At 63.2% G+C, this 17386-nt stretch carries 14 protein-coding genes; 8 read left to right on the forward strand and 6 right to left on the reverse strand.

Going from position 1 to position 17386, the window contains the following annotated elements; translation table 11 throughout:
- Positions 1-235 precede the first annotated feature (235 nt).
- The 4 genes from OKW20_RS00815 to OKW20_RS00830 all read left to right on the forward strand — a co-directional run bounded on the left by OKW20_RS00815 (position 236) and on the right by OKW20_RS00830 (position 5433).
- Entirely contained in the window at positions 236-1477 is a 1242-nt protein-coding gene (locus OKW20_RS00815) for an MFS transporter (RefSeq protein WP_205239160.1), read from the forward strand.
- A gap of 93 nt (positions 1478-1570) precedes the next feature.
- Positions 1571-2971, forward strand: a complete 1401-nt coding sequence (locus OKW20_RS00820; protein WP_429169694.1) for a multicopper oxidase family protein — start codon at positions 1571-1573, stop codon at positions 2969-2971.
- Positions 2972-3049: 78 nt separating this feature from the next.
- Complete coding sequence (gene rnd, locus OKW20_RS00825) at positions 3050-4222, forward strand: ribonuclease D (RefSeq protein ID WP_429169695.1); 1173 nt, start codon at positions 3050-3052, stop codon at positions 4220-4222.
- A gap of 161 nt (positions 4223-4383) precedes the next feature.
- Positions 4384-5433 carry an adenylate/guanylate cyclase domain-containing protein gene (locus OKW20_RS00830; RefSeq protein WP_429115274.1) on the forward strand — a complete coding sequence of 350 codons (1050 nt, stop codon included), beginning with the start codon at positions 4384-4386 and terminating at the stop codon, positions 5431-5433.
- Between the two features lie 27 nt (positions 5434-5460).
- Here the strand turns inward: OKW20_RS00830 and OKW20_RS00835 are convergent, their stop codons facing one another.
- Positions 5461-5868 (reverse strand): DUF2000 family protein, encoded by a 408-nt coding sequence (locus tag OKW20_RS00835; RefSeq protein WP_402316399.1) that lies wholly within the window; start codon positions 5866-5868, stop codon positions 5461-5463.
- Between OKW20_RS00835 and OKW20_RS00840 the strand changes: the two genes are divergently transcribed.
- Positions 5867-6793, forward strand: coding sequence for an AraC family transcriptional regulator (locus OKW20_RS00840; RefSeq protein WP_429115276.1), 927 nt, complete (start codon positions 5867-5869; stop codon positions 6791-6793). The genes OKW20_RS00835 and OKW20_RS00840 overlap by 2 nt on opposite strands.
- A gap of 175 nt (positions 6794-6968) precedes the next feature.
- Entirely contained in the window at positions 6969-8327 is a 1359-nt protein-coding gene (locus tag OKW20_RS00845; RefSeq protein WP_429169696.1) for an esterase-like activity of phytase family protein, read from the forward strand.
- A 65-nt stretch (positions 8328-8392) separates the two neighbouring features.
- Here OKW20_RS00845 and ppx read toward each other — a convergent pair whose 3' ends face one another.
- The 4 genes from ppx to OKW20_RS00865 all read right to left on the reverse strand — a co-directional run bounded on the left by ppx (position 8393) and on the right by OKW20_RS00865 (position 14016).
- Positions 8393-9916 carry an exopolyphosphatase gene (ppx, locus tag OKW20_RS00850; RefSeq protein ID WP_043611422.1) on the reverse strand — a complete coding sequence of 508 codons (1524 nt, stop codon included), beginning with the start codon at positions 9914-9916 and terminating at the stop codon, positions 8393-8395.
- Between the two features lie 11 nt (positions 9917-9927).
- A complete protein-coding gene (locus OKW20_RS00855) occupies positions 9928-12114 on the reverse strand; it encodes an RNA degradosome polyphosphate kinase (protein ID WP_043611421.1) in 2187 nt (728 codons plus the stop codon).
- A gap of 64 nt (positions 12115-12178) precedes the next feature.
- Positions 12179-12868, reverse strand: coding sequence for a DnaA regulatory inactivator HdaA (gene hdaA, locus OKW20_RS00860; RefSeq protein WP_043611420.1), 690 nt, complete (start codon positions 12866-12868; stop codon positions 12179-12181).
- 26 nt (positions 12869-12894) lie between these two features.
- Positions 12895-14016, reverse strand: a complete 1122-nt coding sequence (locus tag OKW20_RS00865) for an AI-2E family transporter (protein ID WP_429169697.1) — start codon at positions 14014-14016, stop codon at positions 12895-12897.
- A gap of 259 nt (positions 14017-14275) precedes the next feature.
- Between OKW20_RS00865 and purM the strand changes: the two genes are divergently transcribed.
- Both purM and purN read left to right on the forward strand, forming a co-directional pair.
- On the forward strand, positions 14276-15346 hold the full coding sequence (gene purM, locus OKW20_RS00870; protein ID WP_429169698.1) for a phosphoribosylformylglycinamidine cyclo-ligase: 1071 nt from the start codon (positions 14276-14278) through the stop codon (positions 15344-15346).
- Entirely contained in the window at positions 15343-16011 is a 669-nt protein-coding gene (gene purN / locus OKW20_RS00875; RefSeq protein ID WP_429169699.1) for a phosphoribosylglycinamide formyltransferase, read from the forward strand. Before purM ends, purN begins: the two co-directional genes overlap by 4 nt.
- A 13-nt stretch (positions 16012-16024) precedes the next feature.
- On the opposite strand, the gene OKW20_RS00880 is transcribed toward purN, so the two are convergent.
- Positions 16025-17347: a virulence factor family protein gene (locus tag OKW20_RS00880; protein WP_429171116.1), complete on the reverse strand. Its 1323-nt coding sequence runs from the start codon at positions 17345-17347 to the stop codon at positions 16025-16027.
- Between the last annotated feature and the right edge of the window lie 39 nt (positions 17348-17386).

Raw genomic sequence — 17386 nt, forward strand, 5'->3', positions numbered from 1 at the left:
ACGCGTTGCCTTTGTCAAGCCGCGCGGCCGCTGTCCGCCCCCGATGGAGGTGCGTTGTAAACGAAGGAAAGGGCCAGTCCAAGGGCGCTCGTGACAAGAGCAGGCCGAAATGCCGCGAAAAGGACGGCAATCGTCACAATTCGGGGCTGTCGCCCGGCAGAATGCGGGGCTACACAATCACTGGCCGCACATTTGATCCCCGAGTCGTGGCCGATTTCCGGATGTCGCCTGCCCCATGTCCCAGATTCGCCCGCTCATCCCCCTTCTCGTCACCGCAGGCATCCTCATCGGCGGCAATGGCCTGCAAGGCACGTTCATCTCGTTGCGCGCGCTCGAAGAGGGTTTCTCGACCTCGCTGATCGGGGTGATCGGCGCCGGCTACAATATCGGCTTTGCGCTCGGCTGCGTCTATGTCACCCGCATCCTGCGTTCGATCGGCCACATCCGCACCTTCTCGGCGATGGCGGCGATCGCCTCTGCGGCCGCCATTTCCATGGTGCTCGTCATCAATCCGCTGATGTGGTTCCTGATGCGGCTTCTGGCCGGCATCTGTTTCGCCTGCCTGTTTGCAACGGTCGAGAGTTGGCTGAACGCCAGTGTCACCAATGCCAACCGGGCCCGGACGCTTTCCGTCTATCGCCTCGTCGACCTTGGCTCCGTTACGGCGGCGCAATATGTGATTCCAGGCATCGGGCTTGGCGGCTTCGAGCTCTTTGCCATCATCTCCATGGCGCTGACGCTGTCGCTGGTGCCGATCTCCTTTGCCGACCGTTCAAGCCCGGTGGCGCCGGAGGCGATCCGCTTCGACGTCAAGGCGCTCTGGAACATCTCGCCGCTCGCGACCGTCGGCTGCATCGTCGTCGGCCTGACCAACGCCGCCTTCCGCTCACTCGGGCCGATCTATGCGCAAGGCATCGGCCTTTCGGTGACCGCGATCGCCACCTTCATGAGCGCCGGCATCATCGGTGGCGTCGTGTTGCAATATCCGCTCGGCCACTATTCCGATCGGTTCGACCGCCGCCTGATCATCCTGATCGCCACCTTTGGCTCGCTGCTTGCCGGCCTGTTCCTCGCCTTCGGCGCCGGCAACGACGAATGGCTAAACTTTGCCGGCATCTTCCTGTTCGGCGCCTTTGCCATGCCGCTCTATTCGCTCTGTTCGGCCCATGCCAACGACCACGCGGCCGAGGGACAACATGCGCTCGTTTCGGCGGGCATGCTGTTCTTCTGGTCGCTCGGCGCGATCATCGGGCCGCTATTTGCATCTTTCCTGCTCGAAATCTTCGGGCCGCAGGCGCTGTTCATCTACACGGCAGCGATCCTCTTCCTGTTCATGCTCTACACGCTGCAGCGCATGACGGCGCGCGCACCGGTGCCGGCTGGCGAGCGGGCGATGCCGTTCCGCAACCTGCTGCGCACCTCGTCCTTCTTCAACAAGCTCGCTGCCGGCAACAACCACAAGCGCAAGGACCGCTGACCTGCGGCAAGATGCGCGCGATCAGCATAATTGCTGAACACAATAATCAGGTTTAGAACCGGCACACCTCAAACAGCAGCCGAGATCGCCGAAATGCCCGTCATCAGCCGCCGCACCTTCCTCCAAGGCTCCGCTGCTCTCGGAGGCGCCTTCACGCTTGGTGCCGGCATGGCGGCGCGCGCCGGCGCCGCACCCGATCCGCAGATCCTGATGGCGCAGCTAACCGAAGCCCAGATCGCCAAGGATGGGCTTACGCCCAAGGTCATGACCTACGGCTTGGGTGAGACCTCAAGCAGCGCCATGCCGCCTGTCCTGCGCATGCGCAAGGGCGAACCCTATGCCGCCCGCCTCCTCAACCGGCTCGACGAGCCGACGACCGTGCATTGGCATGGACTGCGCATCGCCAACGCCATGGATGGCGTGCCGGAACTGACGCAGCCCTATGTCTATCCGGGCGACCGTTTCGACTATCTGTTCACCCCGCCCGATGCCGGCACCTTCTGGTACCACCCGCATTGCAACACGCTGACGCAGATGGGCGCCGGCCTGACCGGCGTGATCGTCGTCGAGAACCCGGACGACCCGACCTTCGATTCGGAGATCGTGCTCAACCTGCGCGACTGGCGCCTCGGCACGGGCGGCGCCTTCATCGACGCATTCAAGCCGCGCGATGCGGCCCGCGGCGGCACCTACGGCACGGTGCGCACCGCCAACTGGCAGCAAGAGCCTACCTATGATGCACCGGCAGGCGGCCTGGTGCGCGTGCGCATCGCCGCGACCGACGTGACCCGCATCTATACAATCGGCCTTGAGGGCGCGGACGCAATGGTCATTGCGCTCGACGGTAATCCGGTCGACAAGCCGTTTGCGCTTGACCGCTACGATTTTGCGCCCGGCCAGCGCGTCGATCTTGTCGTGCGCATGCCCGATGGCGAAGGCCAGACTGCCACGCTTGGCAACCTGCGTGGATCGCATCCCTGGACGATCGCACGCTTCCGGTCAGCCGGCGCCTCGCTCAAGCGCGACCTTCGGGATGTCGGCCCCCTGCCCGCCAACCCGATCGCGGAAGCCGATCTCTCCACCGCCACCCGCGTGCCGCTCGAACTGACAGCGACGGCGGAGCACAAGGCGACGCCTTCGATCTGCGGCTCGCTCGGCTACACCTTCTGGGCGATCAACAAGATTCCGTGGCCGGGCGACACGCCCGATCCGATCGCGCCGATCGAGGAGATGAAGCTTGGCAAGAGCTATGTGCTGGAGATCGCCAACCGGACGCCGCATGCGCACCCGATCCATCTGCATGGCCTGAGCTTCCGCATCCTCAGTTCCAACAAGCGGACCTTCATGCCGCCGCCGACCGATACGATCCTGCTTTTGCCCGATGAACAGGCGGAAGTGGCGCTTGTGGCGGACAATTTGGGTGATTGGGTCGTCCATTGCCACATCATCGAGCATCAAAAGACGGGAATGACCGGTTATTTCAAGGTCGTCTGAGAATTTCGATTGTGACAGATGCCGCGAAGAGTTACACGAAATTCAAAGCCGCATTTTTGCCACAGTGATTTAAATCTGATGATTGAAACAACAGCAGACCTTGAGGCCGCCTGCCAGCAGCTGGCCCTCTCAAATTATATTACAATTGATACTGAATTCCTGCGGGAAACGACCTTCTGGCCAGAGCTCTGCCTGATCCAGATGGCGAGCCCTGATCTTGCCGTCATCGTCGACCCGATGGCCAAGGGGATCGACCTTGCGCCCTTCTTCGCGCTGATGGCCAATCCTGAAGTCGTCAAGGTATTCCATGCCGCGCGTCAGGACATCGAGATCATCTTCCATCTCGGCGAGCTCATTCCGCACCCGATCTTCGACACGCAGGTTGCGGCAATGGTTTGCGGCTTCGGCGACAGCGTTTCCTACGACCAACTGGTCAACCGCGTCACCGGCACGCAGATCGACAAGTCCTCGCGCTTTACCGACTGGAGCCGCCGTCCGCTGACCGAAAAGCAGCTCGACTATGCGCTGGCCGACGTCACGCATCTGCGCGACATCTACAAATACCTGGCGGCAGAACTCGAACGCGAAGGCCGTTCGCTCTGGCTGACCGAAGAGATGGCCATTCTCGAAGCCCGCGACACCTACGACCTGCACCCCGACGATGCCTGGCAGCGGCTGAAGATGCGGGTGAAGAAGCCGATCGAGCTCGCGGTGCTGAAGACGGTTGCGGCCTGGCGCGAGCGCGAAGCGCGCGCCCGCAACGTGCCGCGCGGCCGCATCCTCAAGGACGATGCCATCTACGAGATCGCCCAGCAGCAGCCGAAGGATGCGGAAGCACTCGCACGGCTCCGGACCATCCCCAAGGGCTGGGAACGCTCCACCGCCGGAACGGCGGTCGTCGAGGCCGTCAACGAGGCGCTGGCGATCCCGAAGGCCGATCTGCCGAAACTTCCACGCCAGAGCCATGCGCCGGAAGGTGCTGCAGCCGCCGGCGAGATGCTGAAGGTGCTTTTGAAGCTGATCGCCGAGAAGCAGGGCGTCGCCGCGAAGATCATCGCCAACAGCGATGATCTCGACAAAATCGCAGCCGAGGGCGAGAAGGCGGATGTCGCCGCGCTCAAGGGCTGGCGGCGCGAGCTCTTCGGCGAAACGGCACTGAAGCTGATCAACGGCGACGTCGCCCTGCGCTTCGTCGACAAGAAGATCGAAGCAGTGGAAATCGGCGCCGAGATCACGTCCGCGTCAGCTTGATAAAGGTAACGGGCGGAGACAAGTTTCCGCCCGAATCCAGCTCTAGCCAAGGGCCGGGCGGAACAGAATCACCATCGTTTCAAGCGAGGTGACGTGAGCCGGCGTGCTGGGCAGCGCCGACCGACACGGATGCCGCCTCTTCCGGTACCGGAGCTTTCTGCATGCGTTGGCGCTTTTCGACTTTCGAAGGACTTCTCTTGCTGCTGGTCATCGCCGGCGCCGGTGCGGTCTACGCATGGGTTTTCTACGGCAAGGGCGCCCTGATCGGCGCAACCTATGCGCTCTTCATGTGCCTTCCGATCATCGCGTTTGAGCGACGCATCATTTTTCGGCGCCTGCATCGGCGGATCCACGCCTTTTCCACGCCGGTCTTCTTCGTCGCGTCGCTGGTGATCTACTTCGTCCTTCTCGACGTCGGCTATGCCGCCGCCGGCCTGCTCATGCAGACGGGGGGCGTCATGAAGGACCACTGGATGGACGCGATGATGCCGTCGAAGACAGTCCTCGTCTTCGCGCTCGGCGTTTCGGGTTCGCTCGTCTTCATCCTCAGGGTTCGCGAACTGCTCGGGCGCGACGTCTTTTTGAGCCTGCTCACCGGCCGCTACCGCAGGCCGGTCGAGGAGGAGCGCGTCTTCCTCTTTATCGACCTTGCCGGATCGACCGCCTATGCCGAGAAACACGGCGACCTCAGGATGCAGGAATATCTCGGCAGGCTGTTTGCAACGATCGCCGATCCGGTGATGCGCTACCGCGGCTCGATCGACGACTATATCGGTGACGCCGCCGTCATTACCTGGCCTTTCGATCGCGCAACCAACAATGCCGCCTGCATTCATTGCGTCTTCGACATCCTGGAGATGATCGATGCGGACGCGACCCGCTGGCAAAAGGAGTTCGGCGAAGTTCCGCGCCTGCGCGCAGCGCTTCATGGCGGCACCATCGTCGCGGCGGAGATCGGGCTCGACCGGCACAAGATCACCTATTTCGGCGATACGGTGAACACCACAGCCCGGCTTGAAGGCTTCTGCAAGACGCTTGGCCACCAGGTGCTGATCTCCACAGACCTCGCGCGTAAGATGCGCCTGCCGCATTATGTCCGGGTCGAGGATCTCGGCGAGCATGCCGTCAGAGGACGGGGGCAGAAGCTTGGCGTTCTGTCGCTGCGCGCAGGCAGCGCAGCGCCTCAGCTGGCATCGGCCGCGGCCGAGTGATCTCGACCGACCGGATCGTGATCGCCGTCAACCGTGCAGCTTGGCGCCCTTGGTGATCTTGTCGACCAGCTTCTTGTCCGCATGAATGGCAATGCCGGCGACCGCAGCGTCTTCGGGGCTGGTCTCGGCGAAGACCGCCCGGTTGGCGTGGTCGTGGCCGGTGGCGAACATGGCGTCGACATAGATCGAGGCTTTGACCTCTCTTTCGATCGCACGCCGTTGAATGTTGCCGAGCGTCTTCCCATCTGCGGCTAGCACGATGATCGGCTGGATGCTCAGGGCGTTGTAGACGTTGCCGGCGCCATCGCGATAATCTTCGCCGATGATGTCGGGCTTCTGTCCGGCGATCCCGGTGGCGAGGAAGGCGGTGACGTTGAGCTTCTGCCAGGTTGCCAGGTCCTCGCGCAAGACGATTGCAAATTTGGTATCGAACATGACGGCCATCTCCATTTCAGCCCGACAGGGCGTGCCGGAAGACGCATTATCGGACGGTGCCGCAATCGATCTTGAACGATTGTGCTGGGCACCCGGCGACGGCATCCGGGTGGCGCCTGCCGTCGATGGCATCGAGCGCATCGAGGCGCGCCTGCATGGAAAGTTCTTCGAGCCGCACCGCCACGATACCTACGCGATCGGCGTGACGCTCGGTGGCGTGCAGACGTTCCAGTACCGTGGCGAAAGTCGCTTCAGCAATCCTGGAAGCATCATCATCCTCCATCCGGACGAGATCCACGACGGCGGCGCGGGAACGGAGATCGGGCTTCGCTACAGAATGATGTACCTGCAGCCGGAGCGGCTGCTCGCAGCCCTTGACGAAACCGATCGTTCCCTGCCCTTCGTCGCGGCACCTGTCGTGGGCGACGAGGCGCTGCGGCAGGCGGTCGGCGAAGCCGTGATGGATCTCGACAATGGCATCGACGAACTGGCGCTCGACGATATCCTCGTGCGGATCGCCGAGGGGCTCTACCGTCACGCCGGCACCAAGGACGCCAAGCCCGCAAAGGTCGACAAGCATGCCGTCCTACAGGCGAGCGAATTCCTTCGCGCCAATCTCGAACGGCCCGTCGGCTCGCAGGAACTGGAGGCGGTGAGCGGGCTCGATCGCTTCACGCTCGCCCGGCAATTCCGCCGGGTTCTCGGCACCAGCCCCCATCGCTATTTGCTGATGCGCCGGCTGGAGCGGGCACGGCAGATGATCGCCCGGGGCGAAAGCCTTGCCGGTGCAGCACTCGAAACCGGCTTTGCCGACCAGGCGCATTTCACCCGTCATTTCAAGCGCGCCTACGGCCTGACGCCCGGCCGCTGGGCGAGCCTCGCCGTCGCCGGCCAATCCTGTCACCAAAGCTTCATCGGGTTGTAAAGCAAGCATCACCCAACCGTCATCATAGCCGCCTATCGGGGTTCGGACTGCAGCGCCGCGCGTCGTGGGACGCGCAAGGGTCGCTGCAGCACGTCGAATTTGCTGCACGTCTTTCTCCTTGGATCTACGGCGATCCAAGGCGGCAGGCAGAAGGCTCCAACCCAAGGTGAACTTCATGACGAAAACGCTTCTCGCCACTGCGGCTCTTTCCCTTTTGATGACGATGGCCGCCTCGGCCGAGGAAAAGTCCTTCACCGCGACCCTGAAGGGCCACGCGATCCTGCCGGCAAACACGATCATCGCTGCCCCCGCGGACGCGCCTGAGTATCTCAAGACCTCCGGCAAGTTCACCACCGCGGACCGCAAGCGTGCCGAAGCGCTCGGCACCGTGCCGGGCAAGGACGGCGTGCGCCTGACCGGCCTATCGCTTCCCTTCGACGGCCAGCCGATGCAGGGCTTTTCCGGCATCAAGGCGATGGAAGATGGCACCTTCTGGAGCCTGTCCGACAACGGCTTCGGCAGCAAGATGAACTCCAGCGACGCCATGCTGATGCTGCACCATGTGAAGATGGACTGGGACGCCGGCAAGGTCGAAGCGCTGAAAACACTGTTCCTGACCGACCCGGACAAGAAGGCCCCCTTCCCGATCGTCATGGAAGGCTCGGACAAGCGTTATCTCACCGGCGCCGACTTCGACGTCGAATCGATCCAGCCGGTCGCCGACGGCTTCTGGGTGGGTGAAGAGTTCGGACCCTACATTCTCAAGTTCGACCTCGACGGCAAGCTGACCGATGTGATCGCGACCACGGTGGACGGCAAGCCGGTGATGTCGCCCGACAACCCAACGCTGACGCTGCAGGGCGACCCCTCGAAGAAGACGCCTGCCTTCAACCTGAAGCGCTCCGGTGGCTATGAAGGCATGGCGCTTTCCAAGGATGGCAGCAAGCTTTACGGCCTGCTCGAAGGCCCGATCTGGACCGACAGCGAAACGGTCGAGCAGGCCGATGGCCGCCCGGCGCTGCGCATCATCGAACTCGATGTCGCAAGCAAGGCCTGGACCGGCCGTAGCTGGCTCTACCCGCTGGCTGAAGGTGGCGAGGCAATCGGCGACTTCAACATGCTCGACGACAAGACCGCACTGGTGATCGAGCGCGACAATGGCGCCGGCACGATGGACAAGGCCTGCGCCGATCCGAAGGACCCGAAGCCGGACTGCTTCGCAACGGGCTCCAAGGTCAAGCGCATCTACAAGATCGCCTTCGACGACAGCAATGCCGGCAAGGTCGTGCGCAAGATCGGCTACATCGACCTCTTGAAGATCGCCGACCCGGATAACAAGAAGCGCCAGGGCGGCGGCGAAGGCTTCTACGACATGCCCTTCGTCACCATCGAAAACGTCGACCGCGTCGATGCGACCCACATCATCGTCGGCAACGACAACAACCTGCCGTTCTCGGCCGGTCGCGCGCTCGACAAGGCCGACGACAACGAGTTCGTGCTGCTCGAAGTCGGCGATTTCCTGAAGGCCGAATAAACAAGAAGGGCGCGCGAACTTCGGTTCGCGCGCCCTTCCTTTTTTAGTCCGGGATTTCTTCGGCGTCAGCTTTCGAAGTGGAAAGCGAGCCGCTTGCCGGTAAGCTTGCCGAGCTGCTGCAGGCGGCCATCCAGACGCTCTCCAGCAAATTCCGAATAGGCAGCCGGAACGACGATTTCCAGATCCACGTCCGGGAGCGACGACTTGCGGAACGTCAGGTTCCGCGCAATGCCGGGCATCGATGCGGAGAAGAGGTAGGCGACGCGCAAGAGGCCGCCGAGCAGCTTTGCCAGTTCCAGCAGGCGCGGCGTGGTGATGCCGGCAAGCGCATTCGTGGCGCCGTCGTCGTTGAGCCCCTCGAAGCGGTAATAATTGGAAAGCGCGATATAGGCCCGGCCAGCATGGGTAATGCCCGAGAAGGTCGAGTGGGCGATGATGTTCAGCGCCTGCAGGCCGCGATAATCCGGATGTGCGCGCCAGCTGATATCGGCGAGCAGGCAGGCGGCCTGGCGGTAGCGGCCCTCCTCTTCCGTCTCCTCGATGCCGAAGAACGGCACCATGCGGCCGGTCCAATCGGCCAGTTCACGGGCGTGCTCGGGCGAGCGGGCGCGCAGGATGGCGATCTCGTTTGCCGCTGTCAGCAGCGGATCCTGGGCGCGCTCCTCATCCTTCAAGAGCGAGAACAGATAGCCTTCACGAACGCCGAGCGCCGAGAAGGAAATCCGCTCCGGCTTCATGATCTCAAGCGCTTCCTGCATGGCGATCGCCCCGAAGGGCAGAAGGCTGCGGCGGCTCTTGGAGATCGTCGAATAGGCAGACGGCTTGATGTTCTTCGGCTCGATCACTTCCGGCAGAAGCGCCATCGCCTCGTCGAAGGAAATCTCGTAGCCCTGCATCATGTGCAGCGGATAGTCGCGGATTTCCATGTGCAGCTTGGCGATCGAGCGCCAGGTGCCGCCGACCGCATAGAAGGTGCGCCCCGTGCCGGTCTTCAGCACGGCCGAGTTCTTCATGAACTTGCGCACCCAGGTGCGTGCCTTGGTGAGCGAGCCGTTGCTGTGCTCGAACAGGCGGATACCGCCGAGCGGCAGGGTGATGCCCTTGCCGATCTTCGTGCCGGCGACGTCGACGAGTTCGAGCGAGCCACCGCCAAGGTCGCCGACGACACCGTCGGGATCGTGGTAGCCGCTGACGATGCCCATCGCGGAATAATAGGCCTCTTCCTCACCGGTGAGGATGCGGACCTTGTGACCGAGGATCGCCTCGGCCTTCTCGATGAAGGCCGGGCCGTTGCTCGCCTCGCGCGCGGCTGCCGTCGCCAGCACATACATCGAGGTCGCCCGCGCCTGTTTGGAGAGCGCGTGAAAGCGATGCAGCGCTCTCAGCGCGCGCTCGACGCTGTCTTCATCCATGCGTCCGGTCGCATCGATGCCCTTGCCGAGACCGCACATCACCTTTTCGTTGAACAGCATGGCCGGCGAGCGGCTCAGGCCTTCGTAGACGACAAGGCGGATGGAGTTCGAACCGATATCGATAACGGAAACCGGGCGGATGCCGGGCAGACGCCCCTGCGCTTCAGATTCGACCATGCAATTCCAGTTTATTTGTGCCAGCCGCTCTTCCAGCCGGCTATGAGCTTCGGTGCGCTGGACTTCAGGGCCTCGCCCCGGCCGGAGAGGCTGGGATTGGTCATGAAATAGTGCTGTGCGTTGAAAGGCTCGGCGTCCTTGCCGACTTCCATCCGGCGAGAGGTGCCATCGGGAAGAATTTCGTAGCTCTGCTGGTTGTCGATGAGATTACCCAGCATGATCTGCGACAGAACCTGTTCGTGCACAGTCCGGTTGATGAGAGGCACGAGCGTCTCGACCCGCCGGTCCAGATTGCGCGGCATCATATCCGCCGAGCCGATATAGACAAGGGCATTCTCCGATGGAAGCCCGTGGCCGTTGCCGAAGCAGAATATGCGGGAATGTTCGAGGAATCGACCGACGATGGACTTGACACGGATATTGTCGGAGAGCCCCGGGACCTGCGGCCGCAGGCAGCAGATGCCGCGCACAACAAGGTCGATTTCGACGCCGGCGCGGCTCGCCTTGTAGAGGGCGTCGATGATCTCGGGGTCGACGAGCGAGTTCATCTTCATCCAGATCGCAGCCGGGCGCCCGGCCTTGGCATGCTCGATCTCTTCGTCGACATGCCTGAGGATGCGGGGACGCAGCGTGTGCGGCGAGACCGCCAGCTTCATGCCCGCTTCCGGCTCGCCATAGCCGGTGATGAAATTGAAGATGTTCGCCATGTCGTGGGCGATCACAGGATTGCAGGTGAAGAAGGACAAGTCGGTGTAGATCTTCGCCGTGACCGGGTGGTAGTTGCCGGTGCCGAGATGGCAATAGGTCCGAAGCTTGCCCTCTTCGCGCCGCACCACCATCGACATCTTGGCGTGGGTCTTCAGTTCGATGAAGCCGAAGACAACCTGCACGCCGGCGCGTTCCAAGTCGCGCGCCCAGCGGATATTGGCTTCCTCGTCGAAACGGGCCTTGAGTTCGACCAGCGCCGTCACCGACTTGCCGGCCTCGGCAGCGTCGATCAGCGCACGCACGATCGGGCTGTCGTTCGAGGTGCGGTAGAGCGTCTGCTTGATGGCGACGACATCAGGATCGCGCGCCGCCTGCAAGAGGAACTGCACGACGACGTCGAAGGACTCGTAAGGGTGGTGCACCACCATGTCCTTTTCGCGGATCGCCGCCAGGCAATCGCCGGCATGCTCGCGCACGCGCTCCGGGAAACGCGGATTGTACGGCTCGAAGCGCAGATCGTCGCGCGGAGCCTTGGTGATTTCGGACAAAGTGTTGAGTGCTAGCAGTCCCGGCAGGACGGCGATCCGGTTTTCCGGGACGCCCAGTTCCTGGACGACGAACTGGCGCAGCGACGCCGGCATTTCCGAATCGGTCTCGATGCGGATCACCGAACCGCGGCGACGGCGCTTCAGCGCGGTCTCGAAGAAGCGCACCAGGTCTTCGGCCTCTTCCTCCACTTCGATATCGCTGTCGCGAATGATGCGGAAGGTACCGGAGCCCTTGACCTCATAGCCCGGGAACAGCCTGTCGATGAACTGGCTGACCATATCTTCGAGCGTAATGTAGCGGATGACGTTCTTGACGTCCGGCAGCCGGATGAAGCGGTCGAGCGCCACCGGCAGGCGCAATAGCGCCGTCATCGGCTCGCGGCCGGTCTTGCTGACCAGTTGCAGGCCCATCGAGAAGCCGAGGTTCGGAATGAACGGGAACGGATGGGCCGGATCGATGGAGAGCGGCGTCAGCACCGGGAAAATCGCCTGGTCGAACTCGTTGGCAAGCCAGCTCCTGTCCTGCGCCGACAGCGAGGCCGGGCGAACGATGAGGATGTCTTCCTTGGCGAGATATTGCTGAAGCACGGCGAGCGAGGCCTGCTGCTCCATCTGCAGATTGTCGATTTCCTTCAGAATGTCTTCGAGCTGCTCGACCGGCGTCTTGCCGTCGGGTGAACGCATCGAGAGGCCCTGGCGCACCTGGCCTTCGAGGCCGGCGACGCGCACCATGAAGAACTCGTCGAGGTTGGCGGCCGAGATCGACAGGAAGCGGACGCGCTCCAGCAGCGGATGTGCGGTGTTCAGCGTTTCCTCGAGCACGCGGCGATTGAATTGCAGCCAGGAAAATTCGCGGTTGATGAAGCGCTGCGGGCTCGTCAGCAGGTCGACGTCCTCCGCCGATGCCTGATTTTCGTTCACCGCAGATAGCGCGTTATCCATGCTTTTCAGATCCCATTGCTCCGGCTGCACCGGCTATCTCAGTTTGACGACGGTTCTGTGACAGTCAATCGGACCGACGCTGATTTCCCAGTTCTTCGAGCACTTCGGAAGCGAGCGCGCGCGAAAGCTTCGTGCCGCGGGCGAGCGCCAGATGGTCGATGCGCTCGACGATCGTCTGCGCGGCTTCGAGCGACCGTTCCATGCGCTGGACGATGTAGCCGACCAGCCGCTCGTCGACGAGGAGCTGGCGATCGGCAAAGAGCTTGATCAGCACCTGCGTCAGCAATTCGTCGTCCGGCTCGCCGATCTCGACCACGGTCGCGGCCTTCAGGCGCGAACGCAGGTCCGGCAGCGTCACCGGCCAGGACATCGGCCAGAGCCGCGTCGTCATCAACAGGCTGGTGCCATGCTGGCGCACGTTGTTGATGACGTGGAACAGCGTCGTATCGTCGAAACCGCTGCGGTCGGCATCCTCGAAGAGAACGGGCCTTTCGGCCGCGATCAACGCGGCATCGGAGCCGGCGAGCGGATGGATGACTTCCGCCCCTGCCCGCTCCTTCCAGATGCTGGCGAGGTGTGATTTTCCGGAGCCGACCGGGCCGGCGATGATGACCACCGGCGCCGGCCAGTCCGGCCAATGGTCGACGATGGCGATGGCCGCGCTCAGCCTGTCAGAGACGAGCAGGTCCTCACGACCCGTCGCCGGGTCGTGGCCGAAGGCCAGGGGGATTTGTTCAAATGGGCGTTTTGTCATGCTGTACTCGGGACAATCGTCGGAAATCAGGCGGCCTTGTCGCTCTTCGCCTTCTTTTCCACGGCTTTGCCGTGCCCGTGATAGAGGTCGCTATCAAGGTAGCGCTGGATGCCGAAGCGGACAAGCACGCCGATGGCGGCTGCTGCCGGCACCGCGACCAGAAGGCCGACGAAGCCGAAGAGCGCACCGAAGGCAAGCAGCGCAAACATCAGCCAGACCGGGTGCAGGCCGACGCTTTTGCCCACCAGTTTCGGCTGGAGGATGTTGCCCTCCATGAACTGGCCGCTGAAGAAGACGGCAAGCACAAGGCCGATCCAGAGATAATCCGGCCAGTACTGCACCAGGGCGACGCCGACGGCGAGAACCAGGCCGACCATGGATCCGACATAGGGAATAAAGCTGATCATGCCGGCAAAGAGGCCGATCAGCAGGCCGAAGTTGAGACCGACCAAGGAGAGGCCGATACCGTAGTAAAGGCCGAGAATGACACAGAGCGAGCCCTGCCCGCGTACGAAGCCGGCGATCGTCGCGTTCATGTCGCGGGCGATCTGGCGCACATCCGAGACGTAGTCGCGCGGCACCCAGCTGTCGACCTTCTCCACCATCCGGTCCCAGTCGAGCAGGATGTAGAAGGCGACGACGGGGGTGACCACCAGCAGCGAGATGACATCGAGCAGCGCCACGCCGGAGTTCCAGATCTGCTGGAAGAGCGTGCCGACGAAGGCGGCGCCCTGTTCGAGCAGCTTGCCGGAGCTTTGCTTCAGCGACGGCATCTGGCTTGCCAGCCAATCGGGGATCAGCCGCGCCTGCGCCTCGTTGACGAGCACCTGCAGCTTCGAGGCGTAGCCCGGAATATTGGCGATGAAGTCCGATGCCTGGCTGACGATGACGGGAATGATGATCATCAGCGCCAGCACGAAGACGACGACGAAGCCGACCAGGATCACCACCGTTGCCATCAACCGGCTGAGGCCGAAGCGCTCCAGGCGGTCGGCGACCGGGTCGAGGAAATAGGCAAGCGCCATGCCGGCCAGGAACGGCAGCAGGATCGAGCTGAAGACCATCAGAAAGGCAATGAAGGCGGCAAGCACCAGCAGCCAGAAAATGACCTGACGCTGCAATCCGGAACCGCTGACCTTGATATCCATGACATTCCTCTTGAGGCGCCGCTCGCCACTGTTGCGTATCACAACCCTGTCAAGGAGATAGGGGGCGGTGCGCGTAACGGTCAAGTGCGACCGGTGCAGTCATCCAGTTTAAAGCCAAGCGGACTGGCTTGCGCCGTGGGATATGGGCAAAATGTTGAAAAAACGCCGCCAATGTCTGCTCTCGGCTTGCACTCCCTTGCCTGCCGTGCCAATCGCATCCGCAAAATACCTGTCGCACGACGAGCCTTGGAGAACGAGCATGAGCCAGTCGGGAAAGAACGGTCTCACCTATAGCGACGCGGGCGTGGATATCGACGCCGGTAACCTGATGGTCGAGAAGATCAAGCCGCATGTGCGCTCGACCCGGCGCCCCGGTGCCGACGGCGAGATCGGCGGCTTCGGCGGCCTCTTCGATCTCAAGGCTGCGGGCTTCACCGACCCGGTTCTGGTGGCCGCGAATGACGGCGTCGGCACCAAGCTGAAGATCGCCATCGACGCCAACAAGCACGACACCGTCGGCATCGACCTCGTCGCCATGTGCGTCAACGACCTGGTCGTCCAGGGCGCCGAACCGCTCTTCTTCCTCGACTATTTCGCGACCGGCAAGCTCGACCCGGACCAGGGTGCAGCGATCGTCGCCGGTATTGCCGCGGGCTGCCGCGAATCTGGCTGTGCGCTGATCGGCGGCGAGACCGCCGAAATGCCCGGCATGTATTCGGGCGGCGACTATGACCTCGCGGGCTTCGCGGTCGGTGCTGCCGAACGCGGTCAGTTGCTGCCGGCTGGCGATATCTCCGAAGGCGACGTCATCCTCGGCCTAGCCTCCTCCGGCGTGCATTCCAACGGCTATTCGCTGGTGCGCAAGATCGTCACGCTCTCGGGCCTTGCCTGGGACGCCCCTGCGCCGTTCGGCGAAGGCACGCTTGCCGACCTGCTGATGACGCCGACGCGCATCTATGTGAAGCCGCTCCTGAAGGCGATCCGCGAGACCGGTTCGATCAAGGCGCTCGCCCACATCACCGGCGGCGGCTTCCCCGAGAACATTCCGCGCGTGCTGCCGAAGCATCTCGCGGCCGAGATCGATCTCGACGCGATCAAGGCGCCGAAGGTCTTCTCCTGGCTTGCCCAGACCGGTGGCGTTGCCGCCAATGAAATGCTGCGCACCTTCAACTGCGGCGTCGGCATGATCGCTGTCGTTCCGGCCGACAAGGCTGCAGAGGTCGCGTCCGTGCTGACCGGCGAAGGCGAAATCGTCTTCACGCTCGGCCGCATGGTCGCCCGCGAAGAAGGGGCAGCTGGCACGATCTACAAGGGCAACCTCGCCCTATGACGACAGAAGTCTCGACGGGTAAGAAGCGGGTCGTCGTCTTCATTTCGGGCGGCGGCTCCAACATGCTGGCGCTCGCAAAGGCGACCGCCGAGCCGGACTTCCCGGCCGAGATCATCGCTGTCATCGCCGACAAGGCGGATGCCGGCGGCCTTGCCAAAGCCGAGGCGCTTGGCATCCCTACCAGCGCTTTCCTGCGCAAGGACTTCGACAGCAAGGACGCCCACGAAGCGGCAATCCTTGCCGAACTCGACCGGCTGTCGCCGGACATCATCTGCCTCGCCGGCTACATGCGCCTGCTCTCGGCGACGTTTATCCAGCGGCACGAGGGACGCATCCTCAACATCCATCCGTCGCTGCTGCCGCTTTTCCCCGGCCTGCACACCCATCAGCGGGCGATCGACGCCGGCATGAAGGTCGCCGGCTGCACGGTGCACTTCGTCACCGAGGGCATGGACGAAGGTCCGATCCTCGCGCAGGCGGTGGTCCCGGTTCAGCCCGGAGACACATCCGACAGCCTTGCGGCACGGGTGCTGACCGTCGAGCACCGCACCTATCCGATGGCGCTTCGGCTGATGGCCGAGGGCAAAGTGCGCATGGAAGGCGGCCGCGCGGTGAGCGAGAGCGCCGCCGAAGCGAACGCCACGCTGATCTCACCGGCAGCCTGACTAGATCAAATGGTCACTTCGCCGACGCGAGCCGGCGATCGAGAGCGTCGAGCACGCGCCGTGTCAAAGCCGGATAATCCTCGTCGAAGTGGTGTCCGCCGTCGATGCCGATGACGTCGACGCCGGTGCCCTTCAGCTGCGGGCAGGCATCGTCCTCTTCGTCGGTGCCGTAGATGCATTGCACCAGCGCCGGATCGATGCGCTTGATGTCGTCGAGCGGATCACCGCCCTTGCCGTCGCCCGAAGCCCCCAGCCAACCCAGCACCGAAACCTTGTAATCAACCATGTGCGAGAGGGCCATCAAGGTCACCTGGCGAACATGGGCCTTTTCGCCAGCCGGCAGCAGGTTGAAGGTTCGCGGCAGGACGTCGGCACCGAAGGAGTAGCCGATGAGGAGCACGTTTCGCACGTTCCAGTGTTTGCGGTAGTAGCTCATCACCTTGGCAAGGTCGTCCGCCGTCACCTGCGGATCGCGCTCGGACCAGAAGTAATGCAGGGAATCGAAGCCGACGACCGGAACGCCCTGCTGCTGCAGCACGTCGCCGACTTCCTTGTCGATGTCGCGCCAGCCGCCGTCGCCCGAATAGATCACCGCCATCGTGTCACGGGTCGGCTTTGCGTCGAGGATGGTCAAGGGCAGGCCGAACGGATTGCCGGCGTCGCGCTCACTGTCGATGATATCGGTGAGGTGATCGGACAGCGTCGTATAGGCGTCGTCTTCGCTGTCCTCCTGCTCGATGTCCGGGTGCTTGGCGATCAGCGCCGCCACATGGGCGCGCCCGTCCGCCGACGCTGCGGGAGAAAAGACGACGGAGACCGGGTCGGGCAAGACGCCGTCGGTCAGTCCATAGACCATGCGGTCGCCCTTCTTCACCTTTTCGGCCGGGGTGCAGAGCTGCTTTTCAAGCGCGATCCCCTCCTCCGGGTCGACTGCTAGCGTCTGGCCGATGGTTGCCGGTGGCGTCTGGGCGGCGATCGCCAGCGCCAGCGCACCGCCAGCACCGACGCCCGCGACGACGGGCAGCTGGTAGGCGTCCGTGCCAACCGCGCGTTGCACCTGCTGGCTGAGCGATTCGATATCGGAGACCATGTAGATGCAATCGCCATCATCCTTGGCGAGCGAGGCGAGATAGGCCTTGAGGTCGATGCCGATGACGACGGTCTTGTCATCCGTCAGCGTGTCGGCGATCGCCTGTTCCTTGTCCGTCCAGCCGGCCGCGTCCGACAGCAGCACGACGAGTGCGGCCGCCTTTTCCTTCGGCAGCATGATGCGTGGCGACGGGATCATCCCGGTATCATAGCTCTTCGGTGCGTCCTCGGCGAGAGCGGGGAACATCGATGCCGAGAGCAGCAGCGCCGCCGAAGTCAGGCATTT

Source organism: Ensifer sp. LBL, from assembly GCF_050435225.1.
Taxonomy (GTDB): Bacteria; Pseudomonadota; Alphaproteobacteria; order Rhizobiales; family Rhizobiaceae; genus Ensifer.

Coding starts and splice junctions, on each gene's coding strand:
- OKW20_RS00815 (WP_205239160.1), top strand. CDS start 236: ATGTCCCAGATTCGCCCGCTCATCCCCCTTCTCGTCACCGCAGGCATC.
- purM (WP_429169698.1), top strand. CDS start 14,276: ATGAGCCAGTCGGGAAAGAACGGTCTCACCTATAGCGACGCGGGCGTG.
- rnd (WP_429169695.1), top strand. CDS start 3,050: ATGATTGAAACAACAGCAGACCTTGAGGCCGCCTGCCAGCAGCTGGCC.
- OKW20_RS00865 (WP_429169697.1), bottom strand. CDS start 14,016: ATGGATATCAAGGTCAGCGGTTCCGGATTGCAGCGTCAGGTCATTTTC.
- purN (WP_429169699.1), top strand. CDS start 15,343: ATGACGACAGAAGTCTCGACGGGTAAGAAGCGGGTCGTCGTCTTCATT.
- OKW20_RS00820 (WP_429169694.1), top strand. CDS start 1,571: ATGCCCGTCATCAGCCGCCGCACCTTCCTCCAAGGCTCCGCTGCTCTC.
- OKW20_RS00830 (WP_429115274.1), top strand. CDS start 4,384: ATGCGTTGGCGCTTTTCGACTTTCGAAGGACTTCTCTTGCTGCTGGTC.
- OKW20_RS00835 (WP_402316399.1), bottom strand. CDS start 5,868: ATGTTCGATACCAAATTTGCAATCGTCTTGCGCGAGGACCTGGCAACC.
- OKW20_RS00840 (WP_429115276.1), top strand. CDS start 5,867: ATGACGGCCATCTCCATTTCAGCCCGACAGGGCGTGCCGGAAGACGCA.
- ppx (WP_043611422.1), bottom strand. CDS start 9,916: ATGGTCGAATCTGAAGCGCAGGGGCGTCTGCCCGGCATCCGCCCGGTT.
- OKW20_RS00845 (WP_429169696.1), top strand. CDS start 6,969: ATGACGAAAACGCTTCTCGCCACTGCGGCTCTTTCCCTTTTGATGACG.
- hdaA (WP_043611420.1), bottom strand. CDS start 12,868: ATGACAAAACGCCCATTTGAACAAATCCCCCTGGCCTTCGGCCACGAC.
- OKW20_RS00880 (WP_429171116.1), bottom strand. CDS start 17,347: ATGTTCCCCGCTCTCGCCGAGGACGCACCGAAGAGCTATGATACCGGG.
- OKW20_RS00855 (WP_043611421.1), bottom strand. CDS start 12,114: ATGGATAACGCGCTATCTGCGGTGAACGAAAATCAGGCATCGGCGGAG.